Origin of the sequence: Brevibacillus sp. HD3.3A (assembly GCF_013284375.2) — a bacterium.
Classification (GTDB): Bacteria; Bacillota; Bacilli; order Brevibacillales; family Brevibacillaceae; genus Brevibacillus; species Brevibacillus parabrevis.
In genome coordinates this window covers 4,847,937-4,865,340 of sequence record NZ_CP085874.1, presented here as the reverse complement: position 1 = coordinate 4,865,340, position 17,404 = coordinate 4,847,937, and the positions used below count along the sequence as shown (strand labels likewise).

Genomic DNA, 17,404 nt, shown 5'->3' with positions numbered 1-17,404 from the left:
GAAGACAAGAAAAAGTCCGTCACTTGAGCCGGGACAAGGCCAAGAGCGGACTTTTTCATTAGGTGCTTTCGTTCGGGGGGCGCTAGTTGCCAGCTTTTACGGTTTCGCCCTGACGCGGGTTCAGCCCGCCCTCCCATTGCACGCGGATCGACTTGCTCAAGAACAAGTCTTTGCCGTCGGAAACTTGGTAGTGCAGATGCGGCTCGCTGGAATTGCCGGAGTTGCCGCACAAGCCGAGCAAATCGCCTTTTTTCACCCGATCACCGACCTTCACTTTTGCCGAGCCTTGCTTCAAGTGGGCGAGATAGCTGAACTCGCCGTTTCCATGATCGATGACGACCACGTTTCCGGCAGGCTGCTTGTCGTTCATGATGCCGACAGGAACGTTGTCGGGAATATCGCTCACGACATGCACGACTGTTCCGTCCTGCGGCGCGAGAATTTCTTGCCCGAAGGCGTAGTAGCTTTCGTTTTTCGTGGCATCTCCGGAGTAGGAGTAGCCGTCCTTGATTTTGATGATGTCGTAGGCATAGCGCTGGGTCGGTATCGCGTAATGGTAGTTCGACAACACATCCTGCCCGCCCCAGAACACGTACCAGTCGCCCTTGAACGGCGCCTGATAGGAAAGCTTCGTCAAGGTGTTGTCCGTAGCCGGGAAGGTTTCCAGCGGCTTGACCAGCAGGGTGGTAATCGTCCCTTTCGAGTCCGTAACAGCGGTAAGGGCGAACTTCCCGTCCTGATCCAGCCAGGTGTCGTAAAAGTTGTCGCCGTTCAAACGAAGCTGCGAATGGTGCTTCCATTCTTTTATCGTCGCGTTCAACTGTTGAAACGTGTTTTCAAAATCGGTTTTGGAGATGCTTTGCTTGAAATCGGCGCTGGTCTGATCGTAGACGGCAGCGGCTTTTCCGGCAAGGAGAGCTTGCCCGAGCTGTTCAGCTTTGATTGGCTTTGCCGCCGATTGTTCTGCCGCGCCCTGCGCTGTTCCAGCTTGAGTGGGCGGCTTCCCGAGGTATTGCGTAGCGGTTCCGCAACCGACCAGCAGCATGGCGTACGCTCCTAACAGCAGTGAGACTTTCTTCATGTTCTGTTTCCATCCTCTCGCGTCTTGGTTGCCTCCATTATAAAAAGCTACTCTTATCCACAAAGAAACGGAAACTTACGCCCGACTTAAATCGGACAGGCAAAATTATGATTCCGTTAAGGTAGCTTGAAAAGCTGCGGGCGCAAGGGACATGGTAAAATGAGGGATGAAGCTAGAAAAAGGAGCGGATGCAAGGTGAAGGATGCCGCTATTCTTCTTGTGGACGACGAGCAGGCGATCCTCCAGTTGCTGGAGACGGTGCTGCGCAAAGAAGGATTCGAAACGATCGACAAGGCCAAAACAGCGGAAGAGGCACTGGCTGCTTGCGAGAAAAAAGCCTACGACCTGATCGTCCTTGACGTGACGCTCCCGCAGATGAGCGGAATCGACGCATGTCCGTTCATCCGCAGACTGACGGAAGCGCCGATCTTGTTTTTGAGTGCGAGAAATACGGACTTCGACAAGCTGACGGGCTTTGCCGTGGGCGGAGACGATTATGTGACGAAGCCGTTTAACCCGATGGAAATTGTCGCCCGCATTCGGGCGTTGCTGCGCCGTTCGCGCAAATTGCAGCCTGTGGATGCCAGCGCGGTCAACGGCGTTTTTGATTTCGGACGCTTCCAGGTGCACGAAATCGCCGGAGAGCTGTATGTGGAAGGCAAGCTGGTCGCGTGCCCATCGCTCGTGTTTCAGTTGCTGTTGTTTCTGTGCAAAAATCCGAATCGCATTTTTGCCAAAAGTGAGCTGTATGAGCGGGTGTGGGGAGAACACAGCATCCGCGACGACAATACGATCATGGTGCACATTCATCGGATTCGCGAGCGAATCGAGCCTGATCCGGCGCAACCGGAATATTTGGTGAACGTGCGCGGGCTGGGCTACAAGCTGGTGAAGAAAGGGCTGCCGCATGAACTTTAAAAATCGGCTGGCGATCCGGCTGATCTCCTGGCTGGTGATTGTCGGGTTGTTGCTATCGATCCTGGGTGGCGTGGCGCTTTTCTGGATCATCGATCGCATGACGCAGATTGAAGCGAACCGCCAGTTTGAAAATGCCGGGCTGTACCAGTTGATTCAAACGCTTGAATCACGCGACGGGCAGCTTTACTTTGATCCGCAACTGCTGGAGCTGATTCGCGAGAGCGGGGGCTGGCTGCAACGCCTAGATGAATCGGGAAAAGTCACCGATTCGTTTTTCACGCCCGATGACGTGCCGCACGCGTATGGGCCGGGAGAGCTTACCGCTTATTGGCTGGGAAAAAGTCCGTTTCCGTACCAGCTGTTTTTGTGGATACAGGAGAAAGATGGCGTCCGGCACACGCTGGTGTACGGAGTAGGCAAAAAGCAGGAACAGTTTTTAAAGCTGCTCATCGACAGTTCTACGGTGACAGGCGCCGAGATTGCAGTTGATGCCGACTTGGCGGACAGAGTGAGAAGCGAGGGCGCCTGGCTGCAATTGCTCGATGAAAAAGGCAACGAGCTGGCTTCTTTCAACAAGCCGCCGGAAGCGATTCACGACTTTTCGCTGCAAGAGTTGGCTTTGCGCTCCGTGTATCCGGATCGGTACGGAACGAAGCTCGTTTCCTACTACGACAAGGAAAAGCGGCAAACGTGGGTGTTGAGCACCCCGCTTGCAGGCATGAAGCCTGGGCAAAAGCCGCTGCTGGAACCGGAGATTCAAGTTTTGCTCGTTGGCTTAGGCTCGCTTTTGGCTGGCTCGATGCTGGTCATTCTGGTTGTGGCGTACTGGCTGGGACAACGCTTTGGCGCCCCGATCGTCCACATGATGAAATGGCTGACCCACCTGCGCAGGGGGCGCTATGCCGAGCCTGCGGGCGCAAACGGAATGGCGCGAAGCATGGACAAGCGCGGACGGCGAAAGCGCAACTACCGCGTGTATCAGGACGTCATGGATTCGCTGGATTCCTTGTCGCAATCGCTGCACCGCAACGAGAAGCTGAGGGAGGAAACCGAGCGCATCCGCGACGAATGGATCGCCGGAGTATCCCACGATTTGAAAACGCCGCTGTCCTCGATCAAAGGGTACGCGCACTTGCTGGGAAATGAGGCGTACAACTGGAGTGCAGAGGAGACGCGTTCGTTTGCGGAAATCATTTTGGACAAGTCCGCTTACCTCGATGAGTTGATCAATGACTTGACGCTTACGTATCGATTGCGAAACGGACAAGAAGCTCCGGCTGTCGAGCTTGTGGAGTTGAACAGCTACACGGGAGAGGTAGTCAGGGAAGTAGCGAACCATCCTGCGTACGCGGCGGGCGCGATCCGTTTTAATGCAGCGGATCAGACGGCGATATACATCTATGTGTACAAGCCTTGGTTTCAGCGAATTGTGGAAAATCTGGTCGCCAACGCCTTGCTGCATAACGAAGCGGGCACGACTGTCACAATCGGGTTTCGTAAAAGCGGATCGTCCACGGTTCAGCTGACTTTTGCCGACAATGGAAAAGGAATGGACGAGGAAACGGCGGAGCGCTTGTTCGAGAGGTACTTCCGCGGTACGGATACCGAAACCCGTGGAGAGGGCTCGGGCCTCGGCATGGCCGTCACGAAAGCGTTGGTGGAAGCGTTGGGCGGCTCGATTGAGGTCGAGACTGCCAAAGGGCAAGGAACTGTCATTGCTATCACCTGGAAAACAACGCAACCGCCAAGCCTGGAAAAACAAGCTGGCGGCTGAACGTAAGCATAAAACTAAACTTTGAACTGTTTGACCAAATCCTGCAATTCTTCCGCCATCTCGGACAGGGCAGCAGCAGAGGAAGAGATTTCTTCCATCGAGGCAAGCTGTTCTTCGGCAGCGGCGGAAACGTTTTGCGTGCCAAACGCGGTCGATTCTGCTGTTTTGGCGATGGTTTCGATGGCATACACGACTTGCGCAGAGCCTTCCGACATGAGATGGGTCGCGTTGGACACTTCCTGGATTTGACTGGCGACTTCTTGCGTACCGGACAAAATGCCGTGGAACGCTTTGCCTGCGTCATTCACCACTTCGATTCCGGCCGACACTTCGGAAGTCGTCGATTCCATCGCCAGAACGGCGCTGTTCGTGTCGATCTGAATGGCAGCGATCAAATCTTTGATCTGCTGGGTCGACTTGGCAGACTGCTCCGCGAGAATCCGCACTTCATTGGCGACGACGGCAAAGCCGCGTCCGTGTTCACCCGCACGCGCAGCCTCAATAGCCGCATTCAATGCGAGCAGGTTGGTTTGCTCCGCGATGGAAGTGATCACTTCGACGATTTTGCTGATCTCGGCTGAACGGTCGCCGAGCAGCTTGATCGATTCGGCCAAGCCGCTTACGGTGGTGCTGATCGAGTTCATCTGCGCGATAGCAGTCTCAATCGCCTGGTTTCCGCTGGTTACGGTTTTGGCGGCTGTCTCTACAGTGCGCGTCGCCAACTCGGTATTGTCTACAATGTCTTGCATCCGAGCCGACATTTCATTGATCGTTTCGGATGTGGCATCGACCGTTTTCGCCTGGTCTTCTGTTCCTACCGCCATATCCTGCATGGTGACGGCGATTTGCTCGGTGGCTCTGCTCGTCTGCTCCGCGCTTGCGGTCAACTGTTCAGAGGTGGAAGCGACTTGCTCCGAGCCGAGGCGCACACGCGAAATCAACTGGCGCAAATTGTCGGTCATGAGTGCGAAGTCATCAGCCAACTGACCGAGTTCATCCCGGTTTTTGATCTCGATTTTTTCTCCGGTAAGGTCGCCTTCTGCTACTTGTTTTGCTCGCGTTGCCATTTGCACAATCGGTTTGGAAATATGACCGGAATAAATCCAGGAAACTGCGAAGCCGATTAGCAGGAAAATGCCGAGGGTAATCAAAAGATCGTACAATACTTTGTTGGCGGGACCGTCAAAGTCTTCCATGTAGCTGCTCGCGCTTACGATCCAGCCCCAGTGCGGATCAGCTTTGGAGTAGGCTACTTTCGGATACATCACATCAGGTTCGTTTGGCTTGGTCCACTGGTAGTACGTAAACCCGCCGCCATTCAAGCCCTGCTTGATTATTTCCTGGGTAAAGTACACGCCGTCAGGACCTTTTTTGTCCCATTGGTTTTGCCCTTCGATGGAAGGAGAGGCGAGCATGATTCCTTGTTGATCGACTACGAACATGTAGCCGCTTGCACCGGAATCAATATTGGGGTTGATGGGGCGTTTGCCGTCCGCTTGCCTGGGGCCAAGAATATGCTCCTTTACTTGCTCTTGCGCATCTTCTTTGCTGAGTTTGCCGGCATCGACCTGTTTTTGCAGGGCGTCGATCATTTCGATCGTCAAATGCACGTTGTTTTTCAGGATGCGCGAACCCAAGTCGCTCATTCCGGCGCTGGCGGAATTGTAGCCTTGAAAACCGATGACTAAGCTAGGGATTGCCAGTAACAGCAAACACATCATCACGAGCTTCGTGCGCAAGGAAACGAACTTGGCTTGCTTGGCTGCTTTCATAAATGAACACCTCGCTGCTTCAAAAGATTTCGGACATGAAGGAAACACCAAGATGATCACCACAGGCTGACGCTTTTTTGTTGTGGATTCACAGCAGGGGAAACCGATCCATCTGGAGTTTTACTACGATGCTTATGACTTTTATCGACAGAAGTAAAGCACTGTTTTAGTCTGTTCTGGCGTATTTTCCAAAAGTTTTTGGAACGTTTTGGGTCTGGCGTTGAAAGGATTGCAGCTTCTGGAAATGATAGGGAAGGCAACTGCGGTGTTTGCCAGCGACTCATGGTATGATAGAAAGGATGTAAATCCAATCGGGATGGAGGCAGCGTGATGAAATTCATAGATAACCAGGGAATTACGGACCCTCGCATGAATCTGGCTATTGAGGAATACGCATTGAAAAATTTGCCTGCAAGTGACGACTATTTGCTGTTTTACATAAACGAACCATCGATCATCATCGGAAAAAACCAGAATACGATTGAAGAGATCAACTCTGCCTATGTGGAGGAGAACCATATCCACGTCGTGCGCAGGCTGTCTGGCGGCGGGGCCGTCTACCACGACCTCGGCAACCTGAACTTCAGCTTCATCACGAACGATGACGGCCAATCGTTTCACAACTTCCGCAAATTTACCGAGCCGGTTGTGCAGGCGCTGAAAAAGCTCGGCGTCGAAGCCGAACTGACCGGGCGCAACGACATCCAGGTTGGAGAGCGGAAAATTTCTGGCAATGCGCAGTATTCGACCAAAGGCCGGATGTTCAGCCACGGTACTCTCTTGTTTGATTCGGAAATGGAAAACGTCGTCTCGGCACTGAAAGTAAACGCCGAGAAAATCCAGTCCAAAGGGATCAAATCGATCCGCAGCCGGGTTGCGAATATCTCGGAATTTTTGCCGGAAAGCATGACGATTGCAGAGTTTCGCCTGGCGATTCTCCACTCGATTTTCGGAGAGGGAGAAGTGGAAGAATACAAGCTGACCGCCGAAGACTGGGACAAGATTCACGAGCTGTCCAAAGCCCGCTACCAAAGCTGGGACTGGAACTACGGCAAATCGCCGAAGAGCAACTATCGCCAATCCAAGCGATTCGAAAACGTCGGCAGCATCGAAGTGCAACTGGATATCGAAAAAGGAAAAATCAAGGACGCCAAAATATACGGCGATTTCTTCGGCGTGAGAGACGTGGCGGAGCTGGAAGCGCTGCTGCGCGACACGCCGTACGACCGTCCATCTGTCACGGAGCGGATCGCTCTGGTCAACTTGCAGGAGTTTTTCGGCAATCTCGACCGGGAGTCGTTCGTGTCGCTGTTGATCGTGTAACACGCTCATCGTCTCACTCAGATTCGCGGCCCGCCCGCCAGACTTTGTTTTTTGCGGAAGGCAAGTCAAAAAACAAATCGGACGTGACGGTTTCGCCGACCGACCGCAAGCGGCTGTATTCGCATCCGCATGGAGGAAAATGGCGAGGCAGTTGTCACGCAAAAAGGGTGGTTGCAGACGATGAGAACAGAACGTGAAATGATGGCGCTGGTACTCGATTTTGCGCGGGCAGACGAACGGATTCGCGCAGTGACACTGGAAGGCTCGCGGACCAATCCGCGCGCTCCCAAGGACATGTTTCAAGATTACGACATCAGCTTTCTCGTCACCGATATGCAGTCGTTTCTCGACGAACCGGCATGGATTGATCGATTCGGCGAGAGAATCATTTTGCAAACCCCGGAAGCGATGAGCATGTTTCCGCCAGAGCTGGGCGAGCGTTTTTCCTACCTGATGCTGTTTGCCGACGGGAACCGGATCGACTTGACCTTGATCCCGCTTGAGGAAAAGGACGCCTATTGCCAGGAGGACAAGCTATTGGTCGTGCTGCTCGACAAGGACCAATGCTTGCCGCACGTACCTGCGCCGACGGATGAAGACTACTGGGTGAAACGCCCTTCTGCCGCATTCTTCCGCGACTGCTGCAACGAGTTTTGGTGGGTGTCGACGTATGTGGCAAAAGGCTTGTGGCGAAAAGAAATTTTGTTTGCCATCGAGCATCTGGATCGGTACGTGCGACCGATGTTGCTGAAAATGATCGAGTGGCGGGTGGGCATTCAAACCGATTTTTCCGTGAGCATCGGGAAGAGCGGCAAATATTTGGAAGCACACTTGTCTGCCGAACGCTGGCAAAAGCTTTTGTCCACTTATCCGGGCGGCAGCTACGAAGGCGTCTGGACGGCACTGTTCGCGATGGGCGAGCTGTTCCGCGAAGTCGCGGGGGAGGTAGCAGACGCTTTCGGCTACGAGTACCCGCACGACGATGACGAGCGCGTGACGAGCTACTTGCATCGTGTTTCACAGCTTGCTCCTGATGCCAAACAAATTTTTTGACCGCGATCACCATCGCCACGCATGAAAAGACGGCGAAACGCCTGACAGGTGCTGTCCAGGTTTGACCGCCAAACGTGCGCTGAGCCAGGGCGAAAAGCGCAAGCTCGTACCGCATAGAGTGGCTTTTTGAAAGGAAAAAGAGGCTGTTCCCAAAGTCGAAAGACAATGGGACAGCCTTTTTTATATTCACGACATAAATAAAAACCATTGACATAAGCGTACGAATATGTGATTATCTACTCTGTCGCTGATAATGAGAATTATTATCAGAAAACTGTTTCACACAAAACACCAAGTGGCAAGGAGAAAAGAGCGTATGAAAAAAGGAACACGAATCGTACTGGCCTGCTTGATTGCAGCAGTCACAGCTGTTTTTGCCGGTTGTGGAAGCAACCAAACGGCACCGGAGGCGGACAAGAAGCCTGCGACGCGCGTAGTCAAGCATCTGATGGGGGAAGTGACGATTCCGGCAGAGCCAAAACGGATTGCCGACGTATCGGGAGCAGCCGAGGAGCTGCTGATTTTGGGGCACAAGCCGATTGCTACGGCCAATACATACAAAACAAAAGTCATGTCCCACCTGACGGACAAGCTGCCAGACGTCAAACCTGTCGGCTGGATGTGGGATGACTCGATCAATATGGAGGCAGTGATCGAAGCGAAGCCAGACTTGATCATCATGAACAACCGTCAGCAAAAGCTGTACGAGCAAATGGCGAAAATCGCGCCGACCGTCGTGCTGGAAACTGACATGGACAAATGGCGCGACAAGTTCAAGGAAATCGGTCGCTTGTTCGGACAAGAAGAAGACGTGAACAAATGGCTGGCTGGCTACGACGAGAAGACGAAAGGAATGCGTGAGCAGCTCAAGCAAGCTTACGGCGATCAGTCCTTTATGTTCCTGGCTGTAACGCCGAAGCTGTTCCGCGTGTACGGCAACTACGGATATGCCGATATTTTGTTCACCGATCTCGGACTGAAGCCGGCAGAAGGCACACCTGCCGATAAAACGATGGAAATGATCGAGCTGGAAGGGCTGACGAAGTTCCAGCCTGACCATCTGTTCCTCGTCAATTTTGGCGGCAAGGCGGATGAAGTTTACGCGGAGCTGAAAAAGAGCCCGGTGTGGAAAAGCAACAAGGCCGTTCAACAAAACCATCTCTATGAAGTAACGAACGAAACATTCAATACAAAAGCGTTTGGCCCGCTCGGCAAGGAAATGCTGCTCGACGAGATTGGCGGCATGTTGCTGAAAAAGCAATAAGCGTACAAGCTGAGCTGGAAAAAGGATCGGGCTGTCGGGAACGCAAGCGTGACAGCAAGCAAGGCCGGAGAAAAACGAATTTTTTTCCGGTCTTTTTCATTTTTTGAAACATTCTCTTGAAGGAATATTCCTTTTTGTGTATATTTAGGATAACAGAAAGATGACCACAATGATGAGATAGGAGACGGCAATCTGGAGGTCATCACGTAATGAGGTGAACAACATGTCAGGGGACATTCCGGACATGGGCATGACGACGCTTGGCGCTTTGGCTGAGCCGAATCGACTGAATATCGTGGAGCTTTTGCGCGAAGGTCCGCTAACTGTAGGCGAAATCGCCGAGCGGCTCGGGTTGCGTCAGCCCCAGGCTTCCAAGCATCTGAAGGTACTCAGCGAAAACGGCATCGTGGAAGTAAAGGCCGAAGCCAACCGTCGAATCTACAGACTCCGGCCAGAGCCATTTCAAGCGCTTGATGCCTGGGTGAAATCGTTCCAGCGAGTCATGGAGGAAAGGTACGACAACCTAGAGGATTACTTGCGGGAATTGCAGGGCCAAAATCGTCCTGAACAAATGCACGAAAACAAGGAGGAATAACCATGTCCAGAAATGCAATCGTTTCGCGAGTTGAGGGTGAGCGTGTCCTGGTGCTGGAGCGTATTTTCGACGCGCCGCGCGAGCTTGTGTTCCAAATGTTTAAAGAGCCAGAGCACCTGAAACGCTGGTGGGGGCCAAGAGGCTGGGAAGTTCCGGTTTGTCATATCGATTTTCGTCCGGAAGGCGTGTGGCACTACTGCATGAAATGTGTCGACCAAAATCAGGGCGAGTTTTACGGCATGGAATCGTGGGGCAAAGGCGTGTACGAGGAAATCGACGAGCCGAACCGGATTGTGTACACCGACTATTTCTCGGACGCCGAAGGAAATGCGAATGCGGAGATGCCATCGACCAGAGTCACGCTGGAATTTATTGACCAGGAAGGGCGGACGAAGCTGGTCAACCGCGCCGAGTACGTGTCGGCAGAGGCGCTCAAAACCGTTATGGACATGGGCATGCTGCAAGGCATCACCGAAACGTGGGATCGCCTGGAAGAGCGCCTGAACGAGCTAAAATAAGCACACAAAGGTCGCCTGGCTGCGAAGCTGGCGGCCTGTTTTTTTATTCCCGAACATTTTTTGGACAAAAACTGTAAGCAAATCGGATTTTTTCGTCTAATCCAATACAAAGCTGTAACAAAGGAGCGAAGCAATGGAGCCGGATGACAGAATCGAGCAATGGTTTCTCCGATACGGCAACGATGTGTACCAGTATCTGGCGTATTTTACGGGAAGAAGAGATGTGGAAGATTTGGTTCAGGAAGTGTTCACGAAGGCGCTCAAGGCTTTATCCGGTTACGAGGGCAGGGCGCAACCGCGGACGTGGCTGCTGTCCATCGCGCGTCACGCAGCGATTGACCATAGCCGCAAGCAAAAAATGATCGACTGGTTCCCGGAGACGGTCCTTGGATTTCTCCGCTCCAAAGAGCGCTCGCCCGAAAATGCCTTAGTGCTGAAAGAGCAGTTGCAAGAGGTTTACCACACGATGAACCAGCTCAAAAGAACGTATCGGGAAGTTTTGATCTTGCGCCTGATCGAAGGCATATCGACGGAAGAGACAGCCGAAATTTTGGGATGGAGCGAAGCAAAAGTCAGCACCACGCTGCACCGGGCAGTCAAAGCCCTGCAAAAACGCATGTCCAATAGCGGCAAGGAGGTTCATCTGCATGACGCCATCTTTTGAAGAAAAACAGGTTAGCAGTCTGCTGCAATCTTTTCCGACGCTCAGGATGGAGGAGGAAAAGCAACGCGAGGTGATCCAGCAGCTGCGACGTGAAAAAGAGCTGCTCAAAAAGCGGAGGGGTCGTGCTGCGTATCGCTACGTCATCGGAGGCGGAGGCGTAGCCGCATTATTGGGCATGCTGTGGTTCGTTTCGCCGTTTTTGCCATCCCCATCCTCCCTGGCGCCTGCTCATTCAGGCGGCCAGAGCACGCAGGCAGCAAGGGCAGACGTCAACGGGCAGCCAGCAGAAGCAGGGAAAGAAGCTGCTGTGCTGACGATTGATGCGCAAATCCAGACTTCGATAGAGCAAACAATCGCGAAGACATTTGACGCTGTTCATCCGGAGCGAATGACGGTGATTGTCTCCGATCCGGGCACAGGCGAGATTTTGGCGATCGGCAGCCGAAGCAAAAACGGAGCGACGGACGATGCGGAACGTTTTGCCGCCGCAGGAAAAGCGCAGCCTAATCCTGGTGCAGCCTATCAGATCGTGACACTGGCGGCAGCGATTCAAGAGGGGAAGTTCGACCCTCGGGAGATATACGAGTCCGGTACATACAAAGGGGTTCCCGGCGAACCGATCAAAGATTTCAACAACGGTATCGGCTGGGGGAAGATCACGTTTCTGGAAGGATTTCTGCGCTCATCCAACGTAGCATTTGCCAAGCTCGTCCACGAACGTTTGCACGGGGATACGTTGCGAGAATACTTCGAACGGTTCGGTTTCGGACGCGAAACAGGGGTGGAGGCAGCGAACGAAGAGGCGGGGAAGCTGCCGAATATGGACGAACCAAGGCAGGCGGCATTGGCGGCAACGGGGCTGGGCGGTGCGGCAACTCCGCTTCAACAGATGGCAGCTGTGGGGGCCATCGCCAATGGCGGAAAGCTGATGCAGCCGCATCTGTACAAGCAGGCAGGTACGGACGAACACAATCGGTACATGGTTCGGCAGGTTGTCTCGGAAGAAACCGCCCGGAAGGTACGCGACATGCTGGAATCGGTGGTCACAAGCGCGCGTGGCTCAGGAATCGGACTTGGCTTGCCGAATGTCACGGTGGCAGCGAAGCACAGTGTGATCGAGAAAACCGACTCGAAAGGGAATGCACTCGCCGGAAAGCATATCGTCTCAGTGATCGGATTCGCGCCGAGTGATCAGCCAAAAGTTTTGGTGTATGTAGCAATCGATGAACCGCAAAGCGAGTTACCTGTAGTTGGCTGGAAAAAAGTCGTAGCTCCGCCCTTTCAGGAGGTGTTGAGCAACAGCTTGCAGCATGTGCAGCAATTGCAAAAGCGATGAACAGCGACAATGACTAGCCAGCGGGTGCAATCTGAAAAAGGATTCGTGAGGAACACGGCATGCTCCCGCGAATCCTTTTTTGTTTCCGGCAAGTTCGTTTGAGGCTGGAAACGGCAATCAGACACTCGGCACCCTGGCACGGTTCGCCTTTTGCTGTTTTTTCCGATATCCGAGCTGTTTGCGCTGAAAATGGTTGTTGCGGATCAGGGCAAAAATGACGAGCAAAGTGCCGTAAAACTCGAACATGCTGATTTCATAGCCTTGCATCGCCATCAAGGCGAACGTTGTGATCGGGACGAGATTGATGAACAAGATTCCATTGAGCGGAGTAAGCCGTTTGATTCCTTCGTTCCAGCTTAACAGGGCAACCAGTCCCGGCAAAAGCACCATAAAGGCCATCTCATATTTGATCGCAACCACGCTTTCCCAGCTCGGCGCGGGCATCCACTGCAACAAAATGGCGGCCGCAATCACGCCAAAAGAAACGCACGTACCCAAGAGACACGTCAAGGTCGAGTAGCGCAGCGTCGACCAGCCAACGAAGCGTGCGCCGCCCATAGAGTAGACGACCCACCCGACAACGCCTGCGAAGATGAGCAGCAGCGGGAAAATTTGCTCGCTTGCCGTGATGAAAAATGCGAGGCTTCCGTTTGTGATGACCAAAAGCGCTCCGGCGAGAGCAATCGCGATGCTGGTGACGCTGTAAGCAGGCGGCAGCTTTTTCGTCTTGAGCGAGATCAGGACGATGGAGATCATCGGCATCAGCACTTCCATGATCGCCGCCGCAATCGTTCCCGTCTCTCCCATCAGCTTTTGCCCCATAAAAACACCCATGTTGTACACCGTAAAAGCCATCGTGCCGAAGAAGGTCAACGCGCCGCCGCGCCCCTCCAGACGAAAGGCGGACCGTCCTTCTTTTGCCAAAAGCAAGCCGCATAACAGAACACTGACCAATAAATAGCGCAAAAACGCGAACGTAACCGGATCGATTTTTTGCAGGGCGATATGGGCGACGGGAAACATCGCTCCCCACGACGCGCTGGCAAGTGCGCATAACACGGTTCCTGCAAGGAGTGACTTGTTGTTCATGTGAAAACTCTTCCTTTCCATCTGAAGCATCTTCCACATCATACGGGATGAAAATCTGTTAGTATAATGATTGATAATCAAGGGATATATCATTTTCAATGATGGATACGGGAAACAGATGGGGAGAGAGCAAGGGTGGAGCTGAACGATTTAAAAATTTTTCACATGGTAGCGACACTGGGCAGCGTGAGCAAGGCCGCAGCGGAGTTGAGCTATGTGCAGTCCAATGTGACGGCCAGAATCAAGCTGTTGGAAAAAGAGCTGGGAACGCCGCTGTTTTACCGGCACAAGCGGGGAATGACATTAAATACAGAAGGACGAAGATTGCTGGAATATTCGCGCGATATTTTGACGAAGCTGGATGACATGCACCGATTTTTTCATCAAAGCTCGGAGCCTTCCGGTGTGCTGTCCATCGGGATGGTGGAGACAATCAATCGGCTGCCTGAGCTTTTGTCTGCCTATTGCAGCCGCTTTCCGCAAGTGGACTTGTCGCTTACGGCAGGCGTGACCGAGCATTTGCTGCGGATGGTTCTGGATGTGGAGCTGGACGGGGCGTTCGTCACAGGTCCGATCAGCCATCCGTTGATCGAGCAGATGCAGGTGTTTAGCGAAGAGTTGGTGCTGGTCAGCAAAGGAAGCTCCTTCACCATGGATGACATGCCAGGGAAGGCGCTGCTTTTATACAACAAAGGTTGCGGGTTTCGGGAGAGGCTGGAGGGCTGGATGAAGCTGGAAGGGGTGATTCCCAGAAAAGTGATGGAGTTCGGGACGTATGAGACGATCATCGGAGGTGTCACAGCAGGCATCGGCATGACGATCTTGCCCAAGTCGGCGGTACGGCAGCTCGCGGAAAGCGGGCAAATCCATATGCATCCGGTGCCAAAGCCATACCGGGATGTGACGACGATGTTCATACGCCGAAAAGATGCGGCCATGACCAGCACGCTGCAATCGTTTTTGGCTGAAATCGGACGACATAGCGGGTAACGAGACCTATGGATTAAACTGATAATTTTATGTAAAATTTTGAAATTCGTCCTTTTCTATAAGAGAAAATTGTGGTAAATTTATATGGCGAACAAGCGTTCTGTTTCGGTTCGTAAACGATGACAGGTGGAAGGAAGGTGGAGCTTCTGTGATTGACCGATACACCGAAATTGACGAGGTCATTTCTTATATTCATCGACATCTCGATGAGCCTCTGCCACTTTCCCGTTTGGCCAGTCATGTCGCCTACAGCCAGTATCATTTTGCGCGCATTTTCAAGGAAAGAATCGGCTTGTCACCGCTGTACTACGTATCCTCGATGCGTTTGCAAAAGGCTAAGGATCTTTTGTTGCGCACCAACATGAGCGTCCGCGATATCGGCCTGGAAATCGGGCAGCAAAGCCTCGGGACGTTTTCTACCCGGTTTACGGAAAAAGTGGGCATATCGCCAAGCGAGTTCCGCGAGTCAGCGCATCGGGCAGACGACCAGCTGCGCACTTTGCAGCTGCTTTCCGACTGGAGCATGGCGAGGTCGTTTGCGGAGACGAAATTGCGGATCAGCGGGACTGTTACGGCTGCGGCTCCTTTTCACGGCGTCATTTTGATTGGCTTGTTTGCCAAGCCGATTCCCGAAGGGCTGCCCTTGTACGGGACACTTCTGCCGTCCCTTGGCGATTTTTGTTTTACGGGCGTCGCGCCTGGCACGTATTATTTGATGGCTACTTCTGTCGATTGGGGCACGCAGGCGATCGATTTTCTTTTGCCGCATTCCACGTTGCGCACCCGATCGAAAAAACCGATCATCGTCACACCGAACAATACCGTTCCACATCAGCAAGTTACCCTCTACGAGCCTCATCCCGACGACCCGCCTATTTTGATTTCCTTGCCGCTCTTGATGGATCATTTCATCAACCGGGTGGCGAAGTAACATCATAGCAATCGAAAAGAAATCATAACCTATGATTCGTGGTAGGCTAGGATAGCTACTTATTAACGTAAAGAGATGGAGTGGGAACTTTACAGCTGGATTATGAAAGGAGAAACCAAGTGAAAAATCAGCAAGAGGAAAAGCATAATGAAGGCACTTTCGGGAGCAAAAGCAACTTTCTCGTGGTCATGGTGATGATCCTGGGGGTTTTTGTTGCGATTCTCAATGAGACGCTGCTGAACGTTGCCTTGTCAAAAATCATGGATGATATCGGAATCTCTCCAAGCACAGCCCAATGGCTGGCGACTGGCTATTTGCTCGTCATTGGCGTCTTGATCCCGGTGACGGCCTTTCTCATTCAGCGGTTTACAACGAGAGCCTTGTTTTTGTCAGCGATGGGGCTGTTTACTTTGGGAACGCTGGCAGCAGCGCTTGCGCCGGGCTTCGAGCTGCTCCTGATCGGCAGGGTGCTGCAAGCTTCGGGAACGGGGCTGTTGTTCCCGCTGCTGACCAATGTCGTCTTGTCTGTCGTTGCGATTGAAAAAAGGGGATCGGCCATGGGCACGATCGGAATCGTGATCACCTTTGCCCCAGCCATTGGGCCGACGCTGTCCGGCATTATCGTCGAGCATTTCAGCTGGCGCGCCCTGTTTTACGGAGTGCTGCCGATTGCCTTGTTCGTCATCGCTTTCGCCTATTTCCGCTTGAAAAACGTAACAGAAACATCCCGTCCGCGAGTAGATGTGCTTTCCCTGCTTTTGTCCACCTGTGGGTTCGGCGGGATTGTGTTTGGTTTCAGCAGCGCCGGAGAAGGGCATGGGGGCTGGGGCAGCAATGAAGTGCTCGTTCCGATTACGATCGGGGTGATCTCCCTGATCCTGTTCATCTGGCGGCAGCTGCGTCTGGATGAGCCGCTGCTCGATTTGCGCGCTTTTACGTACAAAGTTTTTCGGATGTCCACGATTATTATGATGATCGTCATGATGGCGATGTTTTCGGCAATGATGCTGCTGCCGATTTTCCTCCAGAACGCTTTGGGCTACAGTCCGTTTCATGCGGGGCTGATCATGCTGCCGGGCGGGATCGTCATGGGGATCATGTCGCCGATTACAGGACGGCTCTTTGACCGCTTCGGGGCCAAGTGGCTGGCGCTCATCGGACTTGGGTTGGTCGGCAATACGCTATGGCAATTTGCCTTTATTACCGTGTCTACTTCCTACCTCACGATCATGGTTTGGAACACGCTGTTGATGCTCGGCATCTCCATGCTGATGATGCCAGTCATGACCAACGCCTTGAACGAGCTGCCGCCGAAGCTGTATCCGCACGGCACAGCGATTATCAGTACGTTGCAGCAAGTAGCCGGAGCCGTCGGGACGGCGCTGCTCGTCACGATCATGACGAACGGCACGAGCAAGTATTTGGCCCAGTTCGGGGGAGCAGAAGCCGCCCCAGCCCAAAAGGTGCTCGCCATGATGGCAGGAATGAAAAGCGCGTTCCTCCTGGCTTTCGCTCTGGTCGTGCTTGCCTGGATCATATCTATGTTCCTCAAGCGGGCGGTTCCGCCAAAAAAAGAAGAATGGGAAGGTCAGGGCGCATCCGCGCATTGATCGCAGGAGCAGGTCAGTTCAAACGCAGGTTTGGGCTGGCTTGTTTTTTATATAGTTTGTTCATGGCGTAATCCTTGAAATTTTAAAACAGCGGACACCAGATAACAGATGCAGGTTACCCCAAACCACACACCGATGTTTGAGTAGGTAAAGAGCATGTATAACGACAAGGGAGATGCCCAAACAAATGAGATCAAAATGACAGGGGGATTTACCAAAGAGGAGATGAGAGCAAAACAAGCAGGGAGCAAGATGAAAAAAATCATCATATACGGCATTCCTTTAATGGAACCATCACGGATCGTTGCTACGTACCACAAGTAAATGCTGAGAATGGAGCTTAAAGCCCCTAACAAGCAGCCACTCCACAAATAAAAATTTTTGTAAATCGTCTTCATAGTTTTCCCTCCTTGGAAAGAGCTTTGTAAATTCTTGTCTAGATTTATCAAATAAATTTATTGAGATTGCTTTTTCGGTGTGATAATT

At 52.7% G+C, this 17,404-nt stretch carries 16 protein-coding genes; 12 read left to right on the top strand and 4 right to left on the bottom strand.

Annotated elements, in window-relative coordinates:
* Positions 1-82: 82 nt before the first annotated feature.
* A complete protein-coding gene (locus HP435_RS22600; RefSeq protein ID WP_122964630.1) occupies positions 83-1,081 on the bottom strand; it encodes a M23 family metallopeptidase in 999 nt (332 codons plus the stop codon).
* 195 nt (positions 1,082-1,276) lie between these two features.
* On the opposite strand from HP435_RS22600, the gene HP435_RS22595 reads away from it, so the two are divergent.
* Entirely contained in the window at positions 1,277-1,999 is a 723-nt protein-coding gene (locus HP435_RS22595; protein WP_122964631.1) for a response regulator transcription factor, read from the top strand.
* Complete coding sequence (locus tag HP435_RS22590) at positions 1,989-3,773, top strand: sensor histidine kinase (RefSeq protein WP_122964632.1); 1,785 nt, start codon at positions 1,989-1,991, stop codon at positions 3,771-3,773. The genes HP435_RS22595 and HP435_RS22590 overlap by 11 nt, the downstream gene beginning before the upstream one ends.
* Positions 3,774-3,787: 14 nt before the next feature.
* On the opposite strand, the gene HP435_RS22585 is transcribed toward HP435_RS22590, so the two are convergent.
* Entirely contained in the window at positions 3,788-5,545 is a 1,758-nt protein-coding gene (locus HP435_RS22585; protein ID WP_173599240.1) for a methyl-accepting chemotaxis protein, read from the bottom strand.
* 330 nt (positions 5,546-5,875) lie between these two features.
* Here HP435_RS22585 and HP435_RS22580 point away from each other — a divergent pair, with 330 nt between their 5' ends.
* From HP435_RS22580 to HP435_RS22550, 7 genes are all read left to right on the top strand, one after another.
* Positions 5,876-6,868 carry a lipoate--protein ligase gene (locus HP435_RS22580; protein ID WP_122964634.1) on the top strand — a complete coding sequence of 331 codons (993 nt, stop codon included), beginning with the start codon at positions 5,876-5,878 and terminating at the stop codon, positions 6,866-6,868.
* 180 nt (positions 6,869-7,048) lie between these two features.
* The gene (locus HP435_RS22575) at positions 7,049-7,921 is read left to right on the top strand and encodes an aminoglycoside 6-adenylyltransferase (protein WP_173599239.1); all 873 of its coding nucleotides are present in this window, start codon (positions 7,049-7,051) and stop codon (positions 7,919-7,921) included.
* A 316-nt stretch (positions 7,922-8,237) separates the two neighbouring features.
* Positions 8,238-9,185 carry an ABC transporter substrate-binding protein gene (locus HP435_RS22570; protein WP_122964635.1) on the top strand — a complete coding sequence of 316 codons (948 nt, stop codon included), beginning with the start codon at positions 8,238-8,240 and terminating at the stop codon, positions 9,183-9,185.
* Positions 9,186-9,408: 223 nt separating this feature from the next.
* Entirely contained in the window at positions 9,409-9,780 is a 372-nt protein-coding gene (locus tag HP435_RS22565; RefSeq protein WP_122964636.1) for an ArsR/SmtB family transcription factor, read from the top strand.
* Between the two features lie 2 nt (positions 9,781-9,782).
* A complete protein-coding gene (locus HP435_RS22560) occupies positions 9,783-10,298 on the top strand; it encodes an SRPBCC domain-containing protein (RefSeq protein WP_122964637.1) in 516 nt (171 codons plus the stop codon).
* Between the two features lie 133 nt (positions 10,299-10,431).
* On the top strand, positions 10,432-10,962 hold the full coding sequence (locus HP435_RS22555; RefSeq protein ID WP_122964638.1) for an RNA polymerase sigma factor: 531 nt from the start codon (positions 10,432-10,434) through the stop codon (positions 10,960-10,962).
* On the top strand, positions 10,946-12,298 hold the full coding sequence (locus tag HP435_RS22550; protein WP_173599238.1) for a penicillin-binding transpeptidase domain-containing protein: 1,353 nt from the start codon (positions 10,946-10,948) through the stop codon (positions 12,296-12,298). The genes HP435_RS22555 and HP435_RS22550 overlap by 17 nt, the downstream gene beginning before the upstream one ends.
* Before the next feature lie 117 nt (positions 12,299-12,415).
* Here the strand turns inward: HP435_RS22550 and HP435_RS22545 are convergent, their stop codons facing one another.
* Positions 12,416-13,387, bottom strand: a complete 972-nt coding sequence (locus HP435_RS22545) for a DMT family transporter (protein WP_173599237.1) — start codon at positions 13,385-13,387, stop codon at positions 12,416-12,418.
* A 135-nt stretch (positions 13,388-13,522) separates the two neighbouring features.
* Here HP435_RS22545 and HP435_RS22540 point away from each other — a divergent pair, with 135 nt between their 5' ends.
* The 3 genes from HP435_RS22540 to HP435_RS22530 all read left to right on the top strand — a co-directional run bounded on the left by HP435_RS22540 (position 13,523) and on the right by HP435_RS22530 (position 16,918).
* The gene (locus HP435_RS22540) at positions 13,523-14,377 is read left to right on the top strand and encodes a LysR family transcriptional regulator (protein ID WP_122964641.1); all 855 of its coding nucleotides are present in this window, start codon (positions 13,523-13,525) and stop codon (positions 14,375-14,377) included.
* 151 nt (positions 14,378-14,528) lie between these two features.
* The gene (locus HP435_RS22535; RefSeq protein ID WP_173597629.1) at positions 14,529-15,308 is read left to right on the top strand and encodes a helix-turn-helix domain-containing protein; all 780 of its coding nucleotides are present in this window, start codon (positions 14,529-14,531) and stop codon (positions 15,306-15,308) included.
* 188 nt (positions 15,309-15,496) lie between these two features.
* Complete coding sequence (locus tag HP435_RS22530; RefSeq protein ID WP_217365732.1) at positions 15,497-16,918, top strand: DHA2 family efflux MFS transporter permease subunit; 1,422 nt, start codon at positions 15,497-15,499, stop codon at positions 16,916-16,918.
* Positions 16,919-16,965: 47 nt separating this feature from the next.
* Here the strand turns inward: HP435_RS22530 and HP435_RS22525 are convergent, their stop codons facing one another.
* Positions 16,966-17,316 carry a hypothetical protein gene (locus HP435_RS22525; protein ID WP_173597561.1) on the bottom strand — a complete coding sequence of 117 codons (351 nt, stop codon included), beginning with the start codon at positions 17,314-17,316 and terminating at the stop codon, positions 16,966-16,968.
* Between the last annotated feature and the right edge of the window lie 88 nt (positions 17,317-17,404).

Coding starts and splice junctions, on each gene's coding strand:
- HP435_RS22565 (WP_122964636.1), top strand. CDS start 9,409: ATGTCAGGGGACATTCCGGACATGGGCATGACGACGCTTGGCGCTTTG.
- HP435_RS22525 (WP_173597561.1), bottom strand. CDS start 17,316: ATGAAGACGATTTACAAAAATTTTTATTTGTGGAGTGGCTGCTTGTTA.
- HP435_RS22560 (WP_122964637.1), top strand. CDS start 9,783: ATGTCCAGAAATGCAATCGTTTCGCGAGTTGAGGGTGAGCGTGTCCTG.
- HP435_RS22600 (WP_122964630.1), bottom strand. CDS start 1,081: ATGAAGAAAGTCTCACTGCTGTTAGGAGCGTACGCCATGCTGCTGGTC.
- HP435_RS22575 (WP_173599239.1), top strand. CDS start 7,049: ATGAGAACAGAACGTGAAATGATGGCGCTGGTACTCGATTTTGCGCGG.
- HP435_RS22545 (WP_173599237.1), bottom strand. CDS start 13,387: ATGAACAACAAGTCACTCCTTGCAGGAACCGTGTTATGCGCACTTGCC.
- HP435_RS22585 (WP_173599240.1), bottom strand. CDS start 5,545: ATGAAAGCAGCCAAGCAAGCCAAGTTCGTTTCCTTGCGCACGAAGCTC.
- HP435_RS22550 (WP_173599238.1), top strand. CDS start 10,946: ATGACGCCATCTTTTGAAGAAAAACAGGTTAGCAGTCTGCTGCAATCT.
- HP435_RS22590 (WP_122964632.1), top strand. CDS start 1,989: ATGAACTTTAAAAATCGGCTGGCGATCCGGCTGATCTCCTGGCTGGTG.
- HP435_RS22570 (WP_122964635.1), top strand. CDS start 8,238: ATGAAAAAAGGAACACGAATCGTACTGGCCTGCTTGATTGCAGCAGTC.
- HP435_RS22580 (WP_122964634.1), top strand. CDS start 5,876: ATGAAATTCATAGATAACCAGGGAATTACGGACCCTCGCATGAATCTG.
- HP435_RS22555 (WP_122964638.1), top strand. CDS start 10,432: ATGGAGCCGGATGACAGAATCGAGCAATGGTTTCTCCGATACGGCAAC.
- HP435_RS22530 (WP_217365732.1), top strand. CDS start 15,497: ATGGTGATGATCCTGGGGGTTTTTGTTGCGATTCTCAATGAGACGCTG.